Here is a 20631-nt window from a genome sequence, read left to right on the forward strand (position 1 = left end):
TTGAAATTAGTGATTATCAACCATATCTTCTTTATTAATAACCAATTCTAACTTGATCGTTTCGATATTTTGTTCGGTCTTTTTAAGGATTGTAAACAGATAACCATAAGACTCATTGTTTTCTCCAACCTCTGGAATGCGGCCGAAAATGTGGGACACCAAACCTCCTACGGTATCGAAATCTTCATCTTCAGGCAAATCATGTGGTAAATGCTCATTTACATCATAAACCGTTGCAAAAGCATTTACGATAAATTCGTTGTCAGAAACTTTTTCTACCAAAGGTTTTTCCTCGTCGTACTCATCCTGAATTTCACCAACCAATTCTTCTACAATATCTTCTAAGGTTACCATTCCGGCAGTTCCCCCAAATTCATCCAAAACAATAGCAATTTGAATGCGGTTTAACTGCAACTCGCTCATCAAATCGTTAATTTTTTTGGTTTCCGTTACGAAGTAAGGTTTACGGATAATGTCGCTAACTGTCCAATGCTGATTACCGGAAGCCACCAAAGGCAAAATATCTTTAGCGTGGATAATACCGATAATCTTATCCATGATTTCATCATAAACAGGTAATCTCGAATACCCTTCTTTAATGATGGTATCAATCACTTCCTCTTTTGGCGAATTTAGTTCAATACCCGAAATCTTGGTTCTTGGAACCATGATATTTTTAACAACACGTTCGTTAAAATCAAAAACGTTTTTAATTAACTCGTGTTCGTTAGTATCTAAGGCTCCACTTTCTTTACCCTGATCTAATAAATATTGCAGTTCTTCGGTACTGTGCAGGGATTCGTGACCGCCCGCAGAATTAATTCCGAAGCCTTTTAAAATGATGGATGCAAAACCGTTTAGCATCCAGATAAAAGGTTTAAAAACAAAATAGAAGGCCTGTAGCGGAACGGAGATAAACAATGTTGTGGCTACAGGTCTTTGAATTGCAAATGATTTTGGTGCCAATTCACCAAAAACAATGTGCATAATCGTTATAATAGAAAAGGCAACAATGGTTGACACTGAAGTAATATAAGCTTCAGCAATACCAAGATTTGCCATTCCATCGTGAATAATTTGGTGCATTACCCTTTCTCCTACCCAACCTAAGCCAAGTGAAGCCAAAGTAATACCTAACTGAGTTGCTGCCAGGTATCCATCTAAATTGTGAATAATATTTCTGGCAATTTTACCTACCCTGCTTCCGGTCTTTGCTTTAATCTCTATTTGAGAACCACGCACTTTTACTATTGCGAACTCAGCCGCAACAAAAAACCCATTTAAAGCTACTAAAAAGAATGTCCAGAATAAGTCCCAACCCATTAAGCTAATTCTCTAAATGTTGTATTATAAAGTTCTATGCTTTCTCTAATTACCTTGTGCGCATAACGAACACCAAGTAAATGCTCGATAGTTACATTTTTACCTTCTAATGCTTTGTAGTCCTGAAAGAAACGAACAATTTCTTTCATTTGATGAGGAGGGAGTTCCTCTAAGTCGTTTATGTAATTAACAGACATATCGTGAGCTGCAACAGCGATAATTTTATCGTCCTGCTCCCCGTTGTCTACCATGTGCATTACACCAACAACTTTAGCTTCAATAAGCGTCATTGGATATACGTCAACAGAACAAAGTACCAAAATATCTAATGGATCTTTATCATCGCAATAAGTTTGCGGAATAAAGCCATAGTTAGCCGGATACATTACTGATGAGAAAAGAACCCTGTCTAATTTAATTAAACCAGAATCTTTATCTATTTCATATTTTGCTTTTGAACCTTTTGGAATTTCAATAATTGCATTAACCGTTTCTGGAAGGTTACTGCCTGGTGATACGCTATGCCACGCGTGATGATCGTCTTTGCCCATTTCTAATTTAAATCTGTTTATCCTCGTCCGGATCTTTAACCACTTTATTTTTTACAAAGGTAATTAATAATGGTATAGTTGTGATGATGATAAACCCAATAATAATATATAATAAATAATCGTTTATTTCTTTCTCAAATCTTTTGCCCAAAAAATAACCCAGCAGTGTTAATGAAGTAATCCATAAAACACCACCCACAATATTGTAAAGTGCAAATTTTTTGAAATCAAGTTTTACTACACCAGCAAAAATCGGTGCAAAAGTTCTAACTATCGGTACAAACCTGCCCATTATTAATGCAAATGCTCCTTGTTTGTTGTAATAATCTTCTGCAGCTTTTAAATATTTCTTTTTAAAGAAAAAACTGTCTTTTCTATGGTACAATACTGGTCCTGTTTTACGTCCAAACCAATAACCGGTAAAATTACCCATGATGGCCGACACGCATAAACCGGCGAGCAGCACCGCAATATTAACATCGAGCTTGCCCGTAGCCACGAACATACCCGCTAAAAACAATAAATAATCGCCGGGAAGAAAAAAGCCAAAGAACAGACCTGTTTCTGCATAGATTACAAAAAGCACTAGATAGAATCCGCCTTCCCTCAATAATTTTTCGGGATCAATTAGTTGCTGCAGGTTACTCCAAAAATCGTGCATATTTCAATTATTCATAAAACTACAAATAATTATCAATATCAACATGATGTTAAATCAGGTTTAAAATAATTGCCGGATAAATACCTATGACAATCGTAATTACTACTGAAATCAACAAAACAACCTTGTATTGAACCGGTGTGCTTAGCTCTGTTTCTGCACCATCTTTAAAATACATAGCCACAATTACCTTGAAATAGTAATAGAAGCCTACCAATGCATTTAAAATAGCGAAGGCTACCAAAAGAATCTGGTATTCTTTCATCACATTTAAAAACATTAAGTATTTACCTATAAAACCTGCAGTTAAAGGAATACCGGCTAATGACAACATGGCAACGGTTAAACATAAGGCAACTAAAGGATTACGTTTTCCTAAACCATTAAAGCTTTCAAAGCTATCGCTTCCTGTTTTTTGCTTAACCAATATTAATACGGCGAAAGCAATAATTGAAGCAAATGTATAAGCGGCCGCATAAACCAAAACATTACTGCCTGATTGCGGGGTTAAAGTAATTAGTGAAAATAAAAGATAACCTGCGTGCGAAATACTTGAATAAGCAAGCATCCGTTTGAAGTTCTTTTGGAACAAAGCCGTAACGTTACCGATAAATAAGGTTAAACAAACGATAACCAATAGTGGTGCCATCCAGAACTCGTGTAAAGGAGACAAAGCACCAGCAAATAACCTTAAGAAAGCAGCAAAACCAGCAGTTTTAACCACTGTGCTCATAAAAGCTGTAATTAAAGATGGTGATCCTTCATATACATCTGGTGTCCAGAAGTGAAAAGGTGCTGCACCCACTTTAAAACTTAATCCAATCATCATCAAAATTACTCCGGGATAAAAAATTGGAGAAATGGTTTGAGGATTTGCAATTAAATAGGCTTCGATTTTATCCAAATCAAATGATCCGGTTGCACCGTAAATCAGGGTAATACCAAATAACAGGAAGCCTGTTGAGAAGGCACCCATTAAGAAATATTTTAATGAAGCTTCATTTGAAGCAAAATCTTTTTTTCTGATTCCGGCGAGGATGTATAAACTTACCGACATGATTTCTAAGCCAACAAATAACATCGCCATGTTTTTGTAAGAAACCATCATAATCATACCCGCCAGCGCAAAAAGAATCAGGGCATAATATTCAGCGATATTATCACTTTTAGAATGAAAGTAGTTTTGGGTAAGCAGGAAAATAAATAAAGTACCTACAATACAAATACCTGAAAATGCCAGTGCAAAGTTGTCTGTCTGCATCATGCCATAATGAACGGCATTGCCACCCCAGGCACAGAAAGTAAATCCTAATGCAGTAAGTAAGCCAACAACTGTAAGCGGTAGTAATGCTTTATTTGCTTTAAACAAACCTGCATAAAGCACTAAAAAAGCTGTTATACTAATGGTTATAATAATATTCATTGCTTAATTTACTGTGTTTAGTTTTTGATTTACCTGTTCTAATAAATGTTGTACAGATGCCTCTGTTAAGTGCAATAATGGTTTAGGATATACCCCTAAAACAATAATTAATGCACAAATTATATAAAGAACTAATTTCTCAGTTCCGTTAATATCAGTAAAACTGATGGTTAATTCGTTGGTTTTGCCAAGCATTACATTTTGGTACATGCGCAACATGTAAACAGCGCCGAAAATAATGGTTAAACCTGCAATTGCTGCTGCCCAGATTCCATAATTATAAACACCCATCAGCAACAGAAATTCGCCAATAAAACCATTGGTACCCGGTAAAGCTACTGTTCCTAAAACAATAATCAGGAAAACAATTGCCAATTGCGGCGCAACTTTAGCAATACCTCCTAAATCTTCTATTTTATTTGTTTTTAAACGGGCGTAAATAATATCCAGTACAAAGAACAAACCCACCACATTAATACCATGACTTAACATTTGCACCATTGCACCTTGCATACCTTGTTGGTTCAGGGCAAAAATACCTGCTGAAATTAATCCAACGTGGGCAATAGATGAATAAGCAACCAAACGTTTTGCATCCTTCTGGGTAAAAGCAATAACTGATGCATAAACAATACCTATAATTGATAATGCGATTGCAACATTAGCCCAATCGTGTACACCTTGCGGTACAATTGGCAATAACCATCTGATTACACCATAAATACCCATTTTTAACATAATACCAGACAAAAGCATAGTTCCTTGCGTAGGTGCCGCTGTATAGGTATCTGGCTGCCAGGTGTGGAAAGGAAAAATCGGCATCTTAATCGCGAAAGCAATAAAGAAAGCCCAAAACAGCCATCCCTGCTGGTACGAGTCAAGATTTAAAGCATAAAAAGCATTGATATCAAAATTGTGTGCCGGGTTTTGTAAATACAAATAGATAATGCCCAGCAGCATAAATAAAGATCCGGCTATGGTATAAACAAAGAACTTCATGTTAATACGAATGCGATCTTTACCACCCCAAAAGGCGCAAATAAAGTAAACCGGAATTAACGCGGCCTCCCATCCAATGTAAAACAAAAATGCATCCATTGAGGTAAACACAAGCAGTAAACCACTTTGCATAAACAGAATTAAAGCGTAAAATGCAGATGGATTTTTATAGTCGTGCTTATAACTCGATAAAATGATAATCGGAATTAAAATATTCGTCAGTAAAACCACAAGCATGCTAATGCCATCAATACCCGCATGGAAACGAATACCTAAATCAGAAATCCAGGGTAAGTTGGCTTCAAATTGAGTACTTGCATCAGGAATAAAGCTGCATGCCATAAACAGAGCCAGGCCTAAAGAAATCACCGCAATTACGGTAGAAATTATTTTGGCCGACTTGCCTGAAAATGCTGTGATAACTGCACCTGCAAGCGGTAGAAATATAAGTAGTAAAAGTTGTTCCATTATTTAATTTTGAACCCTTTTTATATGTATAAAAATGTATATAACAGCAATGCGATGATACCGAATACCATCATAAAAATATAGAAACCAACGTTTCCACTTTGTAACAAACGAATCCCTTTACTTGCTTCATTTGTTCCCCAGCCTAAACCATTTACAATTCCGTCGATAAATTTACTGTCCAATATTCTGTAAAAGAATTTTGAAAGTGCATCTAAAGGTTTTGTGATTAAGAAATCATAAACTTCATCTAAATAGAATTTATGGTAAGATAATTTTGCCAATGCAGAACGCGGTGCTTCATCAGCAACCGGAACATGAGCGCCCTTAACATATTTACTATAAGCATAAATTGTAGCCGCTAAAGCAGCCAGTACAGAAACACCCATTAAAGCATACTCAGTCGCATGATCCAAACCTAATTCGTGCTGTGCTACAACTGGCGATAACCAGTGTTCTAACCAGGCATTGCCACCAAATACATGAGGAATATTGATTGCTCCACCAATTGCTGCTAAAACAGCTAAAATAATTAATGGAATAGTCATTGCTTTTGGCGATTCGTGAATGTGGCTTTCTGCATGATGTGTTCCTCTATATTTTCCGGAGAAAGTAAGGAACATCATTCTGAACATATAAAATGCTGTTAAGAATGCCGTGAATAAACCAATTGCCCAAAGTACTTTATTGTGTTCGTAGGCGTTTGCTAAAATTTCATCTTTTGAAAAGAAACCAGAGAACGGCGGTAAACCTGCAATTGCAATGGTACCAATCATCATGGTTAAAAATGTAACCGGCAGTTTTTTTCTTAATCCGCCCATGTGGCGCATATCCTGCTCATGGTGCATGGCGTGAATAACTGAACCCGCTCCTAAGAATAATAACGCTTTAAAGAATGCGTGGGTTAATACATGGAAAAAGGAACCAGTGTAAGCACCAACACCTAAACCTAAAAACATGTATCCCAATTGAGATACCGTTGAATAAGCCAGTACTTTTTTAATATCTGTTTGTGTTAAAGCAATAATTGCAGCAATTAAGGCTGTTGCTGTACCAATAATTGCAATAATATTTTGGGTAAATGGAGCAAGATCAAACAATACACTTGAACGTGCAATCATATAAATACCTGCTGTTACCATTGTTGCAGCGTGAATTAAAGCAGAAACGGGGGTTGGTCCGGCCATTGCATCGGGTAACCAGGTAAATAAAGGTAGTTGTGCGGATTTACCACAGGCACCGATAAATAATAAGATGGTAATTAAAACAATGGTATTATTGCCCGGCAACATATTAGCGGCCTGAGGGAATATTTTAGCAAACTCAACACTTCCAAAAAAGTTAAACATTAAGAAAACGCCTAGCAAAAAGCCTAAATCACCAATACGGTTCATTACGAAAGCTTTTTTAGCTGCTGATGCATAAGCGCTGTTGGTATACCAGAAACCGATTAAAAGATATGAACATAATCCAACACCTTCCCAACCGATAAACATAACGATATAGTTTGATCCTAATACCAGCAAAAGCATAAAGAAAACAAACAGATTAAGGTAACTAAAGAATTTACCAAAACCTGCATCATCGTGCATATAGCTTGTAGAATATAAGTGGATTAGAAAACCAATACCTGTTATAATTAAAAGCATTATTGAACTTAGCGGATCAACCAGAAAAGATAATGGAATGTGCAATTTACCAGCACTTATCCAATCAAATAAAAATACTTCGTGAGATTTTTGTGCATCGCCATTTAAGCTAAAAAAGATAAAAAGGCTGATGATAAAAGAGGCCAGAATTACTCCGCTTCCAATAACACCAACAAGCCCTTTTGATAAAGAGTTTCTGCCCAGTCCATTAATTACAAAACCTAAAAAAGGAAGTAATGGAACCAACCAAATCAATTGTTCTATTGTCATTCTTAGTATATATTTACCACTTAAGGCGATTTAAAACATTAATATCTATAGATTTCGTATTCCGGTAAACCATTACAATGATACTCAAACCAACAGCAACCTCCGCTGCAGCCAGTGCCATAATAAAGAATACGAAAACCTGTCCTGACGGATCGTTACTGTGCACAGAGAACGCAGTTAAAAGCAGGTTTACTGCATTTAACATTAACTCTACCGACATAAAAATTACGATCGCGTTTCTACGGGTTAATACGCCAATTACACCTATTGTGAAAATGATTGCACTTAAATAAATGTAATGGTTAAGCGGAACACCCTGAAGTTGTGTAGTTAAATTTCCCATTATGCTTCTACCTCATCTTTTTTAGATAATAAAACGGCTCCAACCATTGCTGCCAATAACAATAGCGACGACAATTCGAAAGGCAATAAGAACGGGCCAAAAAGTTCCTTTCCTAAATTTTCGACCAATCCTAATCCCGGGTTTTTCAGGATTAAAGGACTTGAAATGGTTGCTGCTTTTAACGATCCGATTAAAGTGACCACTAAGCAACAGCCTGCAATAACACCTACTATTTTAATCAGTGGCGATTTAGATGGCTCGGTTTCCTTATTCAGGTTAAGTAGCATTAACACGAATAAAAATAAAACCATGATGGCTCCCATATAAACAATGAAGTTTACCACAGCTAAAAACTGCGCATTTAACAGCACATAATGCACCGTAAATGTGAAAAAGGTAAGGATTAAGTATAGAACACTGTGTATTGGATTTTTTGCAAAAATCACCATCAGTGAAAAGATGATACTTAATGTGGCTACGAAATAGAATACTTGTGTACCCATTAATTTGTTATTTATTTACTTTGTTTCTCCATACCATATGAGGCACAGAGCAATCTTATTAATTTAACGTCTATTGCATCAGGCCCCGACCAGTCGGGAGACGGAATGGTTTTATTATTTTTTCATTTCTAATGGCGCCTCTACCAGCTTATCTTTTCCGTAAATAAAATCTTTACGTAAATAATCTGCCGGTACGATCGGACCATCAAGATAAATCGCTTCTTTAGGGCAAGCTTCTTCACATAATCCACAGAAAATGCAGCGCAGCATATTAATTTCATAGGTTGCAGCGTATTTTTCTTCACGGTATAAATCCTTCTCTTCTGGTTTACGTTCGGCAGCAATCATAGTAATCGCTTCAGCAGGACAAGAAAGTGCGCACAAACCGCAGGCTGTACAACGCTCTTTTCCGTTTTCATCACGTTTAAGTGAGTGCATACCTCTGAAGTTTGTTGAAAACTCACGCTCAACTTCCGGATATCTTACCGTAGCTTCTTTTTTAAATAAGTGGCTAATGGTGATGCCCATTCCTTTTGCAATTGCCGGAAGGTACATTCTTTCCATAAAGCTTAAAGGCTTTTGCTCCAGTACTTTTTTCTTATTACTTAATGATTCCATAATTAAAACTTCTCAATAATCGCAATCACAATTCCTGTTATTATAATGTTGGCAATTGCCAAAGGTATCAATCCTTTCCAGCCTAAGTTCATCAATTGATCGTAACGGAAACGAGGAATTGTCCAACGCACCCACATGAAGAAAAAGATGAAGGCAAATATTTTAGCAAAGAAAACTGCAGTTCCAATCAATGGTGCCCAGGTTGTACCTGCATGTGCAGCTACCCAATCCATTCCAGGATAATTGTAACCTCCCCAATATAACGCGGCCATTACTGCTGATGATACAAACATATTGATGTATTCAGCGAAAAGGTAAAAACCTAATTTCATGGATGAATACTCTGTATGGTAACCACCGATTAACTCGGTTTCGCATTCAGGTAAATCGAAAGGTGCACGGTTAGTTTCAGCAAAAGAGCATACCATGAATATTAAAAAACCTAATGGCTGATATAAAACATTCCAGTGCCAGCCATGTTGCTGATCAACAATTTCTTTTAAACTTAAGGTATTCGTCATTAAAAGCAAGGCGATGATCGATAATCCCATTGCAATTTCATAACTGATGTTTTGTGATGCCGCACGGATAGCACTCAACAATGAATACTTATTATTTGATGCCCAGCCACCAATCATTACGCCATAAACCCCTAAAGAAACTACACCAAAGATGTATAATACACCAACATTGATATCAGAAACCTGTAAAGGAATTACTCTGTCGCCAATAACCATTGGACTTCCCCACGGAATAACCGCGGTACCGATACAAGCACAAAGTAAAGCTAAACCAGGACCAGCAATAAATAACCATTTGTTTGATGTTGTAGGAATAATTTCCTCTTTCATAAACATTTTGATACCATCGGCCAACGGTTGTAAAATACCAAAGGGACCAGCACGGTCAGGCCCCAAACGATCCTGTAAAAATGCAGCCACTTTACGCTCTGCATAGGTAGAGTACATGGCAATTAATAAACTGATGCCGAAAATTACAGCTACCAGGATAAATTTTTCTATAACAAAACCGCTATCCATTAGTATTTAACTGTTTTATGTAATTCAATTTCATTCGCTGCCTGTAATGCCGCATTTGGCTTAATAACCGGAAGCGGAATTAAAGTTTCGTAGTGGTTTGATGCAATTACCGAAGTATCATCAATATGTGTCGGGTGTTCAATTGTCCAGTCGGAAGTTGCTTTTTTATCAAATCTGCATGTATTGCAAATAAATTCTTCAACCTCTCCAAACTGGTCTTTACGGGCCGTAACACGTAAAACATCTTCTCCTTTATACCAAAGTGTTACTTTACCGTTGCATTTTTCATGATCGCAGTTGCGGTGTGCATCAACGGGTTTGGTAAACCAAACACGATTTTTAAAACGGAAAGTTTTATCAGTTAAAGCGCCAACAGGACAAACATCAATTACGTTTCCTGAGAAATCGTTATCAACAGCATGCTGGATATAAGTAGAAATTTCTGAATGATCACCACGGTTTAAGATGCCATGAACGCGTTTATTGGTAATTTGATCAGCTGTAAAAACACAACGGTAGCACAAAATACAACGATTCATGTGCAATTGAATTTTATCACCAATATCGATACGTTCAAATGTACGGCGCTCAAATTCGTAACGGGTTTTTTGTAAACCATGTTCGTAACCTAAGTTTTGAAGGTCGCATTCTCCTGCCTGATCACATACCGGGCAATCCAGCGGGTGATTAATCAATAAAATCTCTACAACACCTGCACGTGCTTCCAAAACTTCCGGTGAAGTAATATTCTGCACTTCCATCCCATCCATTACTGTTGTACGGCAAGATGCAACCAATTTAGGCATTGGACGGGGATCTTTTTCAGAACCTTTGGTAACCTTAACTATACAGGTACGGCATTTACCACCACTGCCTTGTAACTTGGAATAATAGCACATGGCCGGCGGAACAATATCACCTCCTATTTGCCTTGCAGCATTCAGAATGGTGGTTCCGTTATCAACCTCTACCGTTATTCCATCTATCGTAACCTTAACTTTTTCACTCATGGTTAATGATAATCTTTATTTTTTATTTCTCTTTCGAGATTTTATAACCAATTTCTTTTCTTGGTTTTTCTTTTTGTTCTAGTAATTCATCAAAATATCTGAATATAACTTCAATATTTTTATCCTGATTATCTACTTTCTTTTTAATTTTCTCTACTTCCAATCTTATTTCTGTATTACTTAAAACCATTGTTCTAAGTTGTACAAAGACATCTATAATTTTAATACTTACCTCTACCGCCCGCTTACTTTTTAAAACGTTTGATAATTGCAAAATACCATGTTCGCTAAATGCGAACGGGAGATATTTTGAATGTTGTCCATGTTTTAAGGTCACAAATTGTGACCTTAAAACTTCATTTTCTTCTCTGCTCAATTCAAACATAAAGTGTTCCGGAAAACGCTCTATATTTCTTCTAACCTGTTGTTTAAGCTGTTTAGTTTCAACCCCAAATAGTTCTGCCAAATCAGAATCTAACATCACCTTAACTCCCCGAAAAAGATATATTTTATTAACTATTACTTCATTAGGGATGATTGCCGGCGATATTTCATCTTTCATTTACATATCTTTCTAGTGTTAAGTAAGCTGTCTAAAGTCGCAAATTGCGACCTTAAGTTCTTTATTTTTCTTCTGTTACCGGCGCTTTTTCTATTGGCACAGCATAATTTGCAATGCCATAATTTTGTTGCTGACTTTTTACCGGCTCTTTAATGTGCCATTCAAATTCATCTCTGAAATGACGGATTGCACTTGCCACTGGCCATGCTGCTGCATCCCCTAGCGGGCAAATGGTATTTCCTTCAATTTTACGTTGAATATCCCAAAGTAAATCCACATCTTCCATGCTGCCATGGCCGTGTTCGATTTTGTGTAATACTTTTTCCATCCATCCGGTACCTTCACGACAAGGTGAGCATTGACCACAGCTTTCGTGATGATAAAATCTGGAGAAATTCCAGGTATTACGAACAATACACTGGTCTTCATCAAAAGCAATAAAACCACCTGAACCCATCATAGTTCCTGTAGCAAATCCACCTTCAGATAAAGATTCGTAACTCATTAAACGGGGTTCGCCGTTTGCGTATTTCAATGTTAAGTTAGCAGGCAAAATTGGCACAGATGAACCACCTGCAACCGTTGCTTTTAAACGTTTTCCATTAGCAATACCGCCACAATATTCGTCAGAGTAGATAAATTCTTCTACTGGTAAACCCAGTTCGATTTCGTAAACACCAGGTTTAACTAAATTACCCGATGCAGATATTAATTTTGTACCTGTACTTCTACCGATACCAATTTTTGCATATTCATCCCCGCCATCGTTGATAATCGGAACAACTGCGGCAATGGATTCAACATTATTTACAACTGTTGGGCAACCATATAAACCTGCAATTGCCGGAAATGGTGGTTTTATACGAGGATTACCTCTTTTGCCTTCCAGTGATTCTAATAAAGCCGTTTCTTCACCGCAAATATAGGCTCCACCACCCGGCTGAACGTATAATTCCAAATCATAACCTGTTCCTAAAATGTTTTTACCCAACCATCCCGCAGCTTTTGCTTCAGCAATTGCTTTTTCCAGAATACGGATTTGAGGCATCATTTCCCCACGAACATAGATGTATGAAACCTTTGCACCCAGGGCAAAACTCGACACAATCATTCCTTCAATTAAAGCATGAGGAATATAGGTCATTAAATAACGGTCTTTGAATGTTCCCGGTTCAGATTCATCAGCATTACAAACCAAGTAGCGTGCAACACCTTCTGGTTTTGCCAAAAAGCTCCATTTCATCCCGGTTGGGAAACCCGCACCACCTCGACCGCGTAAGCCTGATTTCTTAACTTCTTCAACAATCTCTTCAGGTGTTAAAGTTTTAAGAGCTTTTTCCACGGCACGGTACCCGCCTTTTTGGCGATAGACTTCAAGTGTATTGATGCCTGGTACGTTTATATGCTCAAGTAACAGTTTTCGAGACATTTTAATTAGTCTATAGTCTGCAGTCTATAGTCCTTAGTCCTGAATCAAAACGACTCATGGCTTAAGACTTTGGACTTAGGACTTATTTTTCAAATCTTCAATCAATTTATCTACACTTTCGGTAGTCAGGTTTTCGTAGAAAGTATATTCCGGGCTAATTTGCAAAACCGGACCAAAACCGCAGGCGGCCAAACATTCAACTCCTCTAAAGCTGAATAAACCGTCGGCAGTAATTTCGCTTTCTTTAACACCTAACTTATTTTCTAAGTGGCTCAATATTTTTTCGGCACCAACCAGGCAACAAGGACCAGTACGGCAAACCTCCAAGGCATATTTACCTTGTGGTTTTAAAAAGTACATGGTGTAAAAAGTTGCTACTTCGTAAACTTCAATGGGCTGAATGTTTAAATATTCTGCAACTTTATCCATTGCAGGTGTGCTTACCCAAAGGTATTCTGCCTGCACCAGGTGTAAAAGTGGTAACAAAGCAGATTTGTGTTTTCCTTCCGGATAACGGCTTTTTACTTCATCAAACTTGGCAAGCAATTCTGATGAAAATTCTACAGGTGTTTGTTCTTCTACTTTAAGCATCTAATTCTCCTGCAATAATGTTCATACTACTCATGTTTATAATGGCATCAGACAATAACATGCCCTCGCTCATTGGTGCAAACATCTGGTAATTTATAAAACTTGGTCTGCGGAAGTGCAAACGATAAGGCGTACGGCCACCATCATTAATCAGATAGAAACCCAATTCTCCATTTCCGCCTTCAACCGCATGATAAACTTCTGCTTTTGGTGCATCAATTTCGCCCATCACAATTTTAAAGTGATAGATTAATGCTTCCATATTGTTGTAAACTTCTTGTTTTGGAGGAAGATAAAATTCAGGAACATCGGCATGGAAAATACCTTTTGGTTCTGATTTTAATTTCTCCAGTGCCTGTTCAATAATGCGGACACTTTGCCACATCTCTTCATTACGCACTAAATATCTGTCGTAAATATCTCCACTTGTACCTACCGGAACTTCAAAATCGAAATCCTGATAAGAAGAATACGGATCACTTACACGAACATCGTAATCTACACCGGTAGCACGTAAAAGCGGACCAGTCCAGCTGTATTCTAAAGCAGTTTCTTTTGTTACCTCAGCAACACCAGCTGTTCTGTCTATAAAAATACGGTTACGGGTTAAAAGGTTTTCAAACTCTCTTAATGCAACTGGAAATTCTTTTAAAAATTTATTGATTTTCGCAAATGCAATATCATTGAAATCTCTTTCGAAACCACCAATACGACCAATATTTGTCGTTAAACGGGCACCACAAACTTCTTCAAAGATTTCGTAAATGTGCTCACGAAACTGAAAAAGATATAAGAAAGTGGTGGTTGCTCCTGTATCCTGACCAATAATCGTGTTACAGATAATATGATCGGCAATACGTGACAATTCCATCACGATTACGCGAAGATAATCCACACGTTTTGGCAACTGGATATTCAACAACTTTTCAACCGTCATATGCCATCCCATATTATTAATGGGCGAAGAGCAATAGTTTAAACGGTCTGTTAGTGGTGTAATTTGATAAAATGGGCGATGCTCAGCAATTTTTTCGAAAGCACGGTGAATGTATCCAATGGTTGAAACACCGCTCACAATACGTTCGCCATCTAATTGCAAAACGTTTTGGAAAACGCCATGCGTAGCAGGGTGTGTTGGACCTAAATTTAAGGTTACCAGCTCACTTTGCGGGTCGTTATCTGTATATACCGGATGGTTATGATTCATATTTTACCTTCCAAAAAATTCGTCTTTTTTATCTACCCTGTTTGGGTCTTCTAATGGATATTGTTTAAGCATTGGGTGAACACCTAAATCATCCATATTTAATATTCTGCGTAAATCCGGATGACCTTCAAACTTAACTCCGAAAAAGTCATAAGTTTCACGTTCCATCCAGTTTGCACCTTTCCAAACCGTTGTTGCAGTAGGAATAGCAGGATTTTGCTCAGAAATAAAAACTTTAATCCTTATCCTTACTTTCTCCACCATGTTGTGCAGGTGATACACAACGGCAATACCATGATCCTTTCCGGGATAATGAACCGCCGTAATATCTGTTAAGAAATTAAAGTTTAAATCGTTTTTAAGAAACGAAAGTACATTTACAATAACATCTTTTGTGGTTGCAAAAGTTAATAAACCATAAGGCTCAGAAACCGCAGTTACCTTATCCCCAAACTTATCACTAAGCTTGGCTAAAATATTGCTATTTAGAGTCGTTTCTTCCATTATTTAATGCCGTATTGACCTAAAAGTTCTTTATAATAATCAGAGTTTCTTCTTCTGCCAGATTCGTTTTTAACTAAATCCTGAATGCGCTGAAAACCATCTAAAATAGCTTCCGGTCTTGGCGGACATCCCGGAACGTAAACGTCAACCGGAATAACTTCATCAATACCTTGTAAAACAGAATAAGTATCAAATATACCTCCACTACTTGCACAAGCTCCAACAGCCATTACCCAACGTGGTTCGGCCATTTGGATATACACTTGTTTTAATACCGGGGCCATCTTTTTAGCAATTGTACCCATTACCATTAAAACATCGGCCTGACGTGGGGAGAAACTTAAACGCTCTGCACCAAAACGACCTAAATCGTAGTGAGAACCCATAGTTGCCATAAATTCGATTCCACAACAAGAGGTTGCGAATGGCAGAGGCCATAAGGAGTTTGAGCGAGCCAAACCAATCACTTTATCTAAAGAGGTGGCAAAGTAGCCTGGTCCTTCAGTTCCGGGCGGCGCATCTACTATATTAATTTCACTCATGTTTATAAACAAAAAATGCTCACCCTTTTACAGAATGAGCAACAAATTTACAATATTTTAAAGGCAATCAAACTAGCTTAACCTGATTTAGAACCTTTCTAAATAATTAAATGTTTTTATAGCTAAGTGTAATTGATACACTTTAATTTTCGACGGTTAAATAGTGGTTTTAAATCCTTATAACTGCCAACTGAAAATTAACAATTGCTTAAGTCCAGTCTAAAACTTTCTTTTTAATAACGTAGATAAAGCCTAATAAAAGTGTTCCCATAAAGATGAACATTTCAATCATTCCATCCATTTTTAATGCTCTGAAGTTAACTGCCCAAGGGTACATGAAAATTACCTCCACATCAAACAAAACGAAAAGAATAGCGACCACAAAATACTTAATAGAGAATGGCTGACGGGCATTACCTACTACCTTAATACCGGCTTCAAAAGTTTCAAGTTTATCACTCGTTTTACGTTTTGGACCTAAAAAATGTGTGGCAACCAGGGTGGTAACCACAAATCCTAAAGCAACGATTACCTGAAATATAATGGGTAAGAAATCTATTGGAGCACTTTGCGCTTGCATAATCTTTTATTTTTCTCTGCAAAAGTAAAAGAAAAAGGCAGGATAACAAAATCCTGCCTTTTCTTATTCATATAATTATTTAAACTACTTGCCTTTTCCTTTTGGAGCCGGTGATTGCAAATCTTTCAATTTAGCAGCAGCGTAAGGTCCTGTTGGATCTATTTCAACACTTTTCTTTAAGTAATCAATAGCTTTTGCTTTATCCTTATCAGCATACCAACCGCCCAAAATATCATAAGCAACACTTAAATTTCCTTTATTCGAAGCTGCTTCTTCAGGCTTGATCATGCTAACATATTTCTCATAAAGAGGAATAGAAAGCCCTTTAGGATTTGTTTTATCATCAAGTAAACCATTAATTCTCGCTCTGAACAACACGCCTAAAGCAAAGGTTGAATCTTTAGTTGCAAGGAATTTTAAAGCTTCATCGGCTTCAGTTAAACCTGCTACATTTAATGGTTTATTTTCTTTTTGTAAAGCATAAGACTCAAAAAATCTTGCGTAACCAATATAATAGTAGTTGGTTAATGATCCTTTACCCAGTGGGTTATATTTTGTCGCCAGTTTATAAACTTCTGCTGCTTTAGCATATTTTTTAGCTTTAACTAAAGCCAAACCCGCTTCAGATAACGCATCTGCATTTGTAGAATCTAATTTTGCGGCTTCGATAATATTACCAACAGCTAAACTATCCTGACCTGCTTTTAATTGAGCTTTACCTAAATAAAGGTAGTCATTACCTAATGCCTTAGATTTATCTTTATTTTTTGCAAAAAACTCTGTCATATAAGTCAATGCCTGAGGATAATTTTTATTCTCATAAGCTGCCCATCCTTTCATTCTGGCTACAACAACACCTTTAGGGTCATTAGCCGGAACTTGCATAGATGAAGCTACCTGCTCTAAAGTTTGGTAATCTTTTGCGTAGAATAAGAATTGAGCATAGCGTAATTGAGATTCAAGAGATTTATCTGTTAAATCCATATACTTTTTGTAAAACTCAACGGCTTTAGTGGCTTTTTCTTTATCCACACCAAAGCTACTCCACCATAAGTATAACTCTCCTAACTCACGATAAGCAGGGCCATAATTAGGATCAGCAGCAATTACATCCTGTAATTCTTTTTCACCTTCTGCAAAAGCTTTTGATTCTTTATACATTCTGCCAATTTGAGTTTTAGCTCTTCTATTGGTAGGATCAACATCATTAACACGGAAATAAGGACCTAAAGCTTCAGAATTTTTTTTCTGCAAAGCATAAGTATCCCCTAAAGCTAAGAACACCTCAGCATCTTTATCTTTAGTATCTAACTCGTCTGCTTTAGTAACATTAGCTAACGCATTTGCAAAATCAGGTTTAGATGTTTCATCATCTGGTTTGTCCTGTGCTAAATACGCTTTACCAAGTGCTAAATAAGTTTTGTAATCTTTTGGAGCCATTGCTACGGCTTTATCAAAATTACTTTTAGCTGAAGTTGGATTATTAGATAATAAATCTGCTTCGCCTAAACCAATCAGATTTAGATTGTTTTTTGCATCAGCTGCTACACCTTTAGTAAATACTGCTCTTGCAGAATCAATGTAGCCGGTTTTTAAATAAACAAGACCAAGGTTATAATAATTATCACCATTAGATGCTTGTGAGCTCACCAATGATTTAAGCATTGATGATGCTTTCTGATACTGTTCAGCGTCAATGGCTTTTTTCGCGTCGTTTAAATTTTGAGCAAAAACTGCAGAACCCATCAACACTAAACCTACATTTAAGGTTATTGCTTTCTTTGAAATTTTCATTGGATATTCTGTTTTTTTAAATAATTATGAAGTTTCTAAATTTAGCTACTTCGTGGTTCAATTTATAATTTACTATTTTTTAGTTAAGTTAATTTCTCTGGGCATCAGCTTATGTGGTGCAAGTCCAGATTTAAGTACAATTAACTGTCCCCTCTGACTTCTTAACCATGTTGCAAATCCTGTGCCTAAACCGTTCCGTCCCTCGCAATCAATAATATTAATATTTCTTAAAAAAGGATAAACACCATTAATTAAGTTATCCTGGGTTGGTTTATAAAATTGGTCATCTCCCGGTTTCCCCTTTATATTTTTAACACCAAGCATTTTTATTTTTCCCAGCTCACTTGTCATTTTTGTATTTCTTTCAGAAATCCAGTTTACACCTAAAATACCGATGAAGCTTTTATCTTCGGCAATAAGTTTAATAACATCGTTACTGGAATTTTTGGAATAAACGCCGCTTGCAGGGAATTGACTAATATTGGCTAAAGTTTTAAAATACTGAAAAGTACTCGAATAGGTATTCTCGAATACTAGTTTTTTATCAGATTTTTTGCCTTGCAATATATCAATAACCTCACTAACGTTAATTGTACTGTCAATATTGTCTTTATTCGTAATTAAAGCAATTCCATCAATCGCAAAACGGGAAGTATTGATTTTAATATTACGTTTATTATAATACTTTTCTTCGGCTTTAGTCAGCATTCTTGGCAATACAATTACACGAATGCTATCATTTAAGAAAGCAGGCAGGATTTTTTCTTCGGGCTTGTAAGTTGTTTCGAACTTCGCCTCAGGGTAATCCAAACTAAAAATATCTATTTGCTGCTGAACAATCGGCCCTACACTTTCGTCGACCAACATTTTTAAGGTACCGCTTGTACGTGTTTCCTTAACGGCTTCCTGTTTGTCTTTTCGTTTACAGGAAACAAATGCAAGTAAAATAAATATATAAAGGATATTTTTCATCAATAATTAATCACGTCTTCCGAGACTTAGTAACCTAACAAAAGCATAAATAATTAAGAAGATTCCTATTGCTATCCTGCCCCATTGCGGAATTGTATTTAGGCGTAAGGCGATAGGTTCCCAAAAAATAAATGCAAAACCCAATACCACGTAAAATACAAACATGATAAGGCCTAAAATGAGCAAAAACCGCTGTTTAGGCGATTTTTGCTTGAAGATATCAAAATTTAACATCTAATATTCTACTAGTTTAAAGTAAAGTTAACATTGATGTTGAATTTTACCCTTACTGGTTTACCATTTTGAATACCTGGATCCCAACGAGGACTTGCCTTAAGTACGCGAACAGCTTCTTCATCAGTTCCACTACCCAAACCACGGGTAACCTGGATATCTGTTAATTTACCATCTTTCTCAACAACGAAAGATAAAAATACTTTACCCTGAACGTTATTTTCCTGCGCCATTGGCGGGTATTTCATGGTTTTTTGAAGGAAAGAGTAAAACTTCGGCATACCACCCGGGAAACCAGGTTGTTTTTCGATACTAACAAAGTCATAAACTTTATTATCGTCTACTGCTACTGCAGCCTCTTTTTTTGGTCCTTCACCTACTGGCTCAGCGATAACAATATCAGCCGTAGGATCACCTTTAATATCTCTTTGACCTGGATCAGCCTCTTTCAACTTTTCAACGGTTGGTGGCTCCTCGTCACGTACCAATTCATCCGGCTTCACAATCGCAGGTGGCATTTTTACCTGATCCACTTTTGGTGGCGGTGGCTCTACCGGTGGCGGAGGTGGGGTTTTTGGATCCACTGGTGGTGGCGGTGCTATAATTACCTCCTGCGCTTTTTGCTGATCATCCTGTGTATCTATTGATCCTTTAATAAGGCTATAGATTTTAGGTGAAAAAAATAACACTAAGAAAATTATAGAACCAATGATCAAAGCTTTAGTTGTGTTAGACCCATTGGTCTTACGCAACTGATAGGCTCCATAGTTTTTGTTTTTATCAGCAAAAACTACCTCAAGCCATTCTTTTCTAAAAATATCTAATTTTGACATGGTTTCTGTTTTTACTTATTATAAAATACCTTGTTCTTTCATGGCCTGTTTCTCATTGTCAAGGATATTTTCATCGTCAATCTGACGAACCTTAACCTTAAGAATTTCTAAATCGTCCATAATATCTACAAAGTTTTTAAAGGTAGAACCACTTGTTGGCTTTACAAGCACAACAAATTCACCTTTAACACCCGATGCATCGGAAACTTTTCTGTTCGAAATAATTGATTTATCTACTTCAGATAAATTTTCAACTGTTGGAGCTGTTTTACCAGCTTCTCCCATATACCATGCAACTTTATCTTTTTTACCTAAAAGGATGGTCATGGTTTTTGAAGCTTTTAACTCCAGCCTGTTATCTTTATTATTGTCGTCTTTATCTGGTTTTACAATATCCATTGCCTGTGGCGTAGAGATTGAGGTTGTTAAGATAAAGAAAGTTACCAAAAGAAACATCAAATCCACCATCGGAGTCATATCAACCCTTGGTGTGGCCTTCTTCCCGCCTGTATTTAATTCTGCCAT

General features: G+C 36.9%; 22 protein-coding genes. All 22 read right to left on the reverse strand.

The annotated features are described in order from the left end of the window. Nucleotides 1-6 precede the first annotated feature (6 nt). Nucleotides 7-1323: a hemolysin family protein gene (locus tag O0955_RS03160; RefSeq protein ID WP_269426074.1), complete on the reverse strand. Its 1317-nt coding sequence runs from the start codon at nucleotides 1321-1323 to the stop codon at nucleotides 7-9. Further along, nucleotides 1323-1874 carry an inorganic diphosphatase gene (locus O0955_RS03165; RefSeq protein ID WP_269426075.1) on the reverse strand — a complete coding sequence of 184 codons (552 nt, stop codon included), beginning with the start codon at nucleotides 1872-1874 and terminating at the stop codon, nucleotides 1323-1325. Before O0955_RS03165 ends, O0955_RS03160 begins: the two co-directional genes overlap by 1 nt. A gap of 7 nt (nucleotides 1875-1881) precedes the next feature. Next, on the reverse strand, nucleotides 1882-2535 hold the full coding sequence (locus O0955_RS03170) for a DedA family protein (RefSeq protein ID WP_269426076.1): 654 nt from the start codon (nucleotides 2533-2535) through the stop codon (nucleotides 1882-1884). Nucleotides 2536-2584: 49 nt separating this feature from the next. Then, nucleotides 2585-3958, reverse strand: a complete 1374-nt coding sequence (locus O0955_RS03175; protein WP_269426077.1) for an NADH-quinone oxidoreductase subunit N — start codon at nucleotides 3956-3958, stop codon at nucleotides 2585-2587. Nucleotides 3959-3961: 3 nt separating this feature from the next. Continuing rightward, nucleotides 3962-5425 carry a complex I subunit 4 family protein gene (locus tag O0955_RS03180; protein ID WP_269426078.1) on the reverse strand — a complete coding sequence of 488 codons (1464 nt, stop codon included), beginning with the start codon at nucleotides 5423-5425 and terminating at the stop codon, nucleotides 3962-3964. Nucleotides 5426-5445: 20 nt separating this feature from the next. Continuing rightward, complete coding sequence (gene nuoL / locus O0955_RS03185; RefSeq protein WP_269426595.1) at nucleotides 5446-7338, reverse strand: NADH-quinone oxidoreductase subunit L; 1893 nt, start codon at nucleotides 7336-7338, stop codon at nucleotides 5446-5448. A gap of 19 nt (nucleotides 7339-7357) precedes the next feature. Then, nucleotides 7358-7687, reverse strand: coding sequence for an NADH-quinone oxidoreductase subunit NuoK (gene nuoK, locus O0955_RS03190; protein WP_131538348.1), 330 nt, complete (start codon nucleotides 7685-7687; stop codon nucleotides 7358-7360). Beyond that, nucleotides 7687-8190 carry an NADH-quinone oxidoreductase subunit J family protein gene (locus O0955_RS03195; RefSeq protein WP_269426079.1) on the reverse strand — a complete coding sequence of 168 codons (504 nt, stop codon included), beginning with the start codon at nucleotides 8188-8190 and terminating at the stop codon, nucleotides 7687-7689. Before O0955_RS03195 ends, nuoK begins: the two co-directional genes overlap by 1 nt. Before the next feature lie 114 nt (nucleotides 8191-8304). Further along, nucleotides 8305-8808 carry a NuoI/complex I 23 kDa subunit family protein gene (locus O0955_RS03200; protein ID WP_047800899.1) on the reverse strand — a complete coding sequence of 168 codons (504 nt, stop codon included), beginning with the start codon at nucleotides 8806-8808 and terminating at the stop codon, nucleotides 8305-8307. Between the two features lie 2 nt (nucleotides 8809-8810). Beyond that, nucleotides 8811-9848, reverse strand: coding sequence for an NADH-quinone oxidoreductase subunit NuoH (gene nuoH / locus O0955_RS03205; RefSeq protein ID WP_269426080.1), 1038 nt, complete (start codon nucleotides 9846-9848; stop codon nucleotides 8811-8813). After that, the gene (locus O0955_RS03210) at nucleotides 9848-10858 is read right to left on the reverse strand and encodes an NADH-quinone oxidoreductase subunit G (protein ID WP_269426081.1); all 1011 of its coding nucleotides are present in this window, start codon (nucleotides 10856-10858) and stop codon (nucleotides 9848-9850) included. Before O0955_RS03210 ends, nuoH begins: the two co-directional genes overlap by 1 nt. Nucleotides 10859-10880: 22 nt before the next feature. Next, complete coding sequence (locus O0955_RS03215) at nucleotides 10881-11420, reverse strand: ORF6N domain-containing protein (protein WP_269426082.1); 540 nt, start codon at nucleotides 11418-11420, stop codon at nucleotides 10881-10883. Between the two features lie 61 nt (nucleotides 11421-11481). Beyond that, complete coding sequence (nuoF, locus tag O0955_RS03220; protein WP_269426083.1) at nucleotides 11482-12849, reverse strand: NADH-quinone oxidoreductase subunit NuoF; 1368 nt, start codon at nucleotides 12847-12849, stop codon at nucleotides 11482-11484. Nucleotides 12850-12924: 75 nt separating this feature from the next. Beyond that, on the reverse strand, nucleotides 12925-13440 hold the full coding sequence (locus O0955_RS03225) for an NADH-quinone oxidoreductase subunit NuoE family protein (protein WP_269426084.1): 516 nt from the start codon (nucleotides 13438-13440) through the stop codon (nucleotides 12925-12927). Beyond that, nucleotides 13433-14647 (reverse strand): NADH-quinone oxidoreductase subunit D, encoded by a 1215-nt coding sequence (locus tag O0955_RS03230; RefSeq protein ID WP_269426085.1) that lies wholly within the window; start codon nucleotides 14645-14647, stop codon nucleotides 13433-13435. Before O0955_RS03230 ends, O0955_RS03225 begins: the two co-directional genes overlap by 8 nt. Before the next feature lie 3 nt (nucleotides 14648-14650). Continuing rightward, entirely contained in the window at nucleotides 14651-15151 is a 501-nt protein-coding gene (locus O0955_RS03235; protein ID WP_269426086.1) for an NADH-quinone oxidoreductase subunit C, read from the reverse strand. After that, nucleotides 15151-15693 (reverse strand): NADH-quinone oxidoreductase subunit B, encoded by a 543-nt coding sequence (locus O0955_RS03240; RefSeq protein WP_039472971.1) that lies wholly within the window; start codon nucleotides 15691-15693, stop codon nucleotides 15151-15153. Before O0955_RS03240 ends, O0955_RS03235 begins: the two co-directional genes overlap by 1 nt. Nucleotides 15694-15901: 208 nt before the next feature. Beyond that, on the reverse strand, nucleotides 15902-16273 hold the full coding sequence (locus O0955_RS03245; RefSeq protein ID WP_269426087.1) for an NADH-quinone oxidoreductase subunit A: 372 nt from the start codon (nucleotides 16271-16273) through the stop codon (nucleotides 15902-15904). Between the two features lie 84 nt (nucleotides 16274-16357). Then, complete coding sequence (locus tag O0955_RS03250) at nucleotides 16358-18067, reverse strand: tetratricopeptide repeat protein (protein WP_269426088.1); 1710 nt, start codon at nucleotides 18065-18067, stop codon at nucleotides 16358-16360. A gap of 72 nt (nucleotides 18068-18139) precedes the next feature. Next, the gene (locus O0955_RS03255; RefSeq protein ID WP_269426089.1) at nucleotides 18140-19039 is read right to left on the reverse strand and encodes a PstS family phosphate ABC transporter substrate-binding protein; all 900 of its coding nucleotides are present in this window, start codon (nucleotides 19037-19039) and stop codon (nucleotides 18140-18142) included. A gap of 245 nt (nucleotides 19040-19284) precedes the next feature. Then, nucleotides 19285-20106: an energy transducer TonB gene (locus O0955_RS03260; RefSeq protein ID WP_269426090.1), complete on the reverse strand. Its 822-nt coding sequence runs from the start codon at nucleotides 20104-20106 to the stop codon at nucleotides 19285-19287. 18 nt (nucleotides 20107-20124) lie between these two features. Continuing rightward, nucleotides 20125-20631, reverse strand: a complete 507-nt coding sequence (locus O0955_RS03265; RefSeq protein WP_269426091.1) for an ExbD/TolR family protein — start codon at nucleotides 20629-20631, stop codon at nucleotides 20125-20127.

The sequence above is a fragment of the Pedobacter punctiformis genome (genome assembly GCF_027213715.1).
Classification (GTDB): Bacteria; Bacteroidota; Bacteroidia; order Sphingobacteriales; family Sphingobacteriaceae; genus Pedobacter; species Pedobacter punctiformis.

Excerpts from the sequence above, each read along its gene's own strand:
- O0955_RS03250 (WP_269426088.1), bottom strand. The coding sequence starts at position 18,067 with ATGAAAATTTCAAAGAAAGCAATAACCTTAAATGTAGGTTTAGTGTTG.
- O0955_RS03255 (WP_269426089.1), bottom strand. The coding sequence starts at position 19,039 with ATGAAAAATATCCTTTATATATTTATTTTACTTGCATTTGTTTCCTGT.
- O0955_RS03165 (WP_269426075.1), bottom strand. The coding sequence starts at position 1,874 with ATGGGCAAAGACGATCATCACGCGTGGCATAGCGTATCACCAGGCAGT.
- O0955_RS03195 (WP_269426079.1), bottom strand. The coding sequence starts at position 8,190 with ATGGGTACACAAGTATTCTATTTCGTAGCCACATTAAGTATCATCTTT.
- O0955_RS03175 (WP_269426077.1), bottom strand. The coding sequence starts at position 3,958 with ATGAATATTATTATAACCATTAGTATAACAGCTTTTTTAGTGCTTTAT.
- O0955_RS03160 (WP_269426074.1), bottom strand. The coding sequence starts at position 1,323 with ATGGGTTGGGACTTATTCTGGACATTCTTTTTAGTAGCTTTAAATGGG.
- O0955_RS03225 (WP_269426084.1), bottom strand. The coding sequence starts at position 13,440 with ATGCTTAAAGTAGAAGAACAAACACCTGTAGAATTTTCATCAGAATTG.
- O0955_RS03260 (WP_269426090.1), bottom strand. The coding sequence starts at position 20,106 with ATGTCAAAATTAGATATTTTTAGAAAAGAATGGCTTGAGGTAGTTTTT.
- O0955_RS03200 (WP_047800899.1), bottom strand. The coding sequence starts at position 8,808 with ATGGAATCATTAAGTAATAAGAAAAAAGTACTGGAGCAAAAGCCTTTA.
- O0955_RS03210 (WP_269426081.1), bottom strand. The coding sequence starts at position 10,858 with ATGAGTGAAAAAGTTAAGGTTACGATAGATGGAATAACGGTAGAGGTT.
- O0955_RS03180 (WP_269426078.1), bottom strand. The coding sequence starts at position 5,425 with ATGGAACAACTTTTACTACTTATATTTCTACCGCTTGCAGGTGCAGTT.
- O0955_RS03245 (WP_269426087.1), bottom strand. The coding sequence starts at position 16,273 with ATGCAAGCGCAAAGTGCTCCAATAGATTTCTTACCCATTATATTTCAG.
- O0955_RS03240 (WP_039472971.1), bottom strand. The coding sequence starts at position 15,693 with ATGAGTGAAATTAATATAGTAGATGCGCCGCCCGGAACTGAAGGACCA.
- O0955_RS03235 (WP_269426086.1), bottom strand. The coding sequence starts at position 15,151 with ATGGAAGAAACGACTCTAAATAGCAATATTTTAGCCAAGCTTAGTGAT.
- O0955_RS03230 (WP_269426085.1), bottom strand. The coding sequence starts at position 14,647 with ATGAATCATAACCATCCGGTATATACAGATAACGACCCGCAAAGTGAG.
- O0955_RS03215 (WP_269426082.1), bottom strand. The coding sequence starts at position 11,420 with ATGAAAGATGAAATATCGCCGGCAATCATCCCTAATGAAGTAATAGTT.
- nuoK (WP_131538348.1), bottom strand. The coding sequence starts at position 7,687 with ATGGGAAATTTAACTACACAACTTCAGGGTGTTCCGCTTAACCATTAC.
- nuoH (WP_269426080.1), bottom strand. The coding sequence starts at position 9,848 with ATGGATAGCGGTTTTGTTATAGAAAAATTTATCCTGGTAGCTGTAATT.
- O0955_RS03170 (WP_269426076.1), bottom strand. The coding sequence starts at position 2,535 with ATGCACGATTTTTGGAGTAACCTGCAGCAACTAATTGATCCCGAAAAA.
- nuoF (WP_269426083.1), bottom strand. The coding sequence starts at position 12,849 with ATGTCTCGAAAACTGTTACTTGAGCATATAAACGTACCAGGCATCAAT.
- O0955_RS03265 (WP_269426091.1), bottom strand. The coding sequence starts at position 20,631 with ATGGCAGAATTAAATACAGGCGGGAAGAAGGCCACACCAAGGGTTGAT.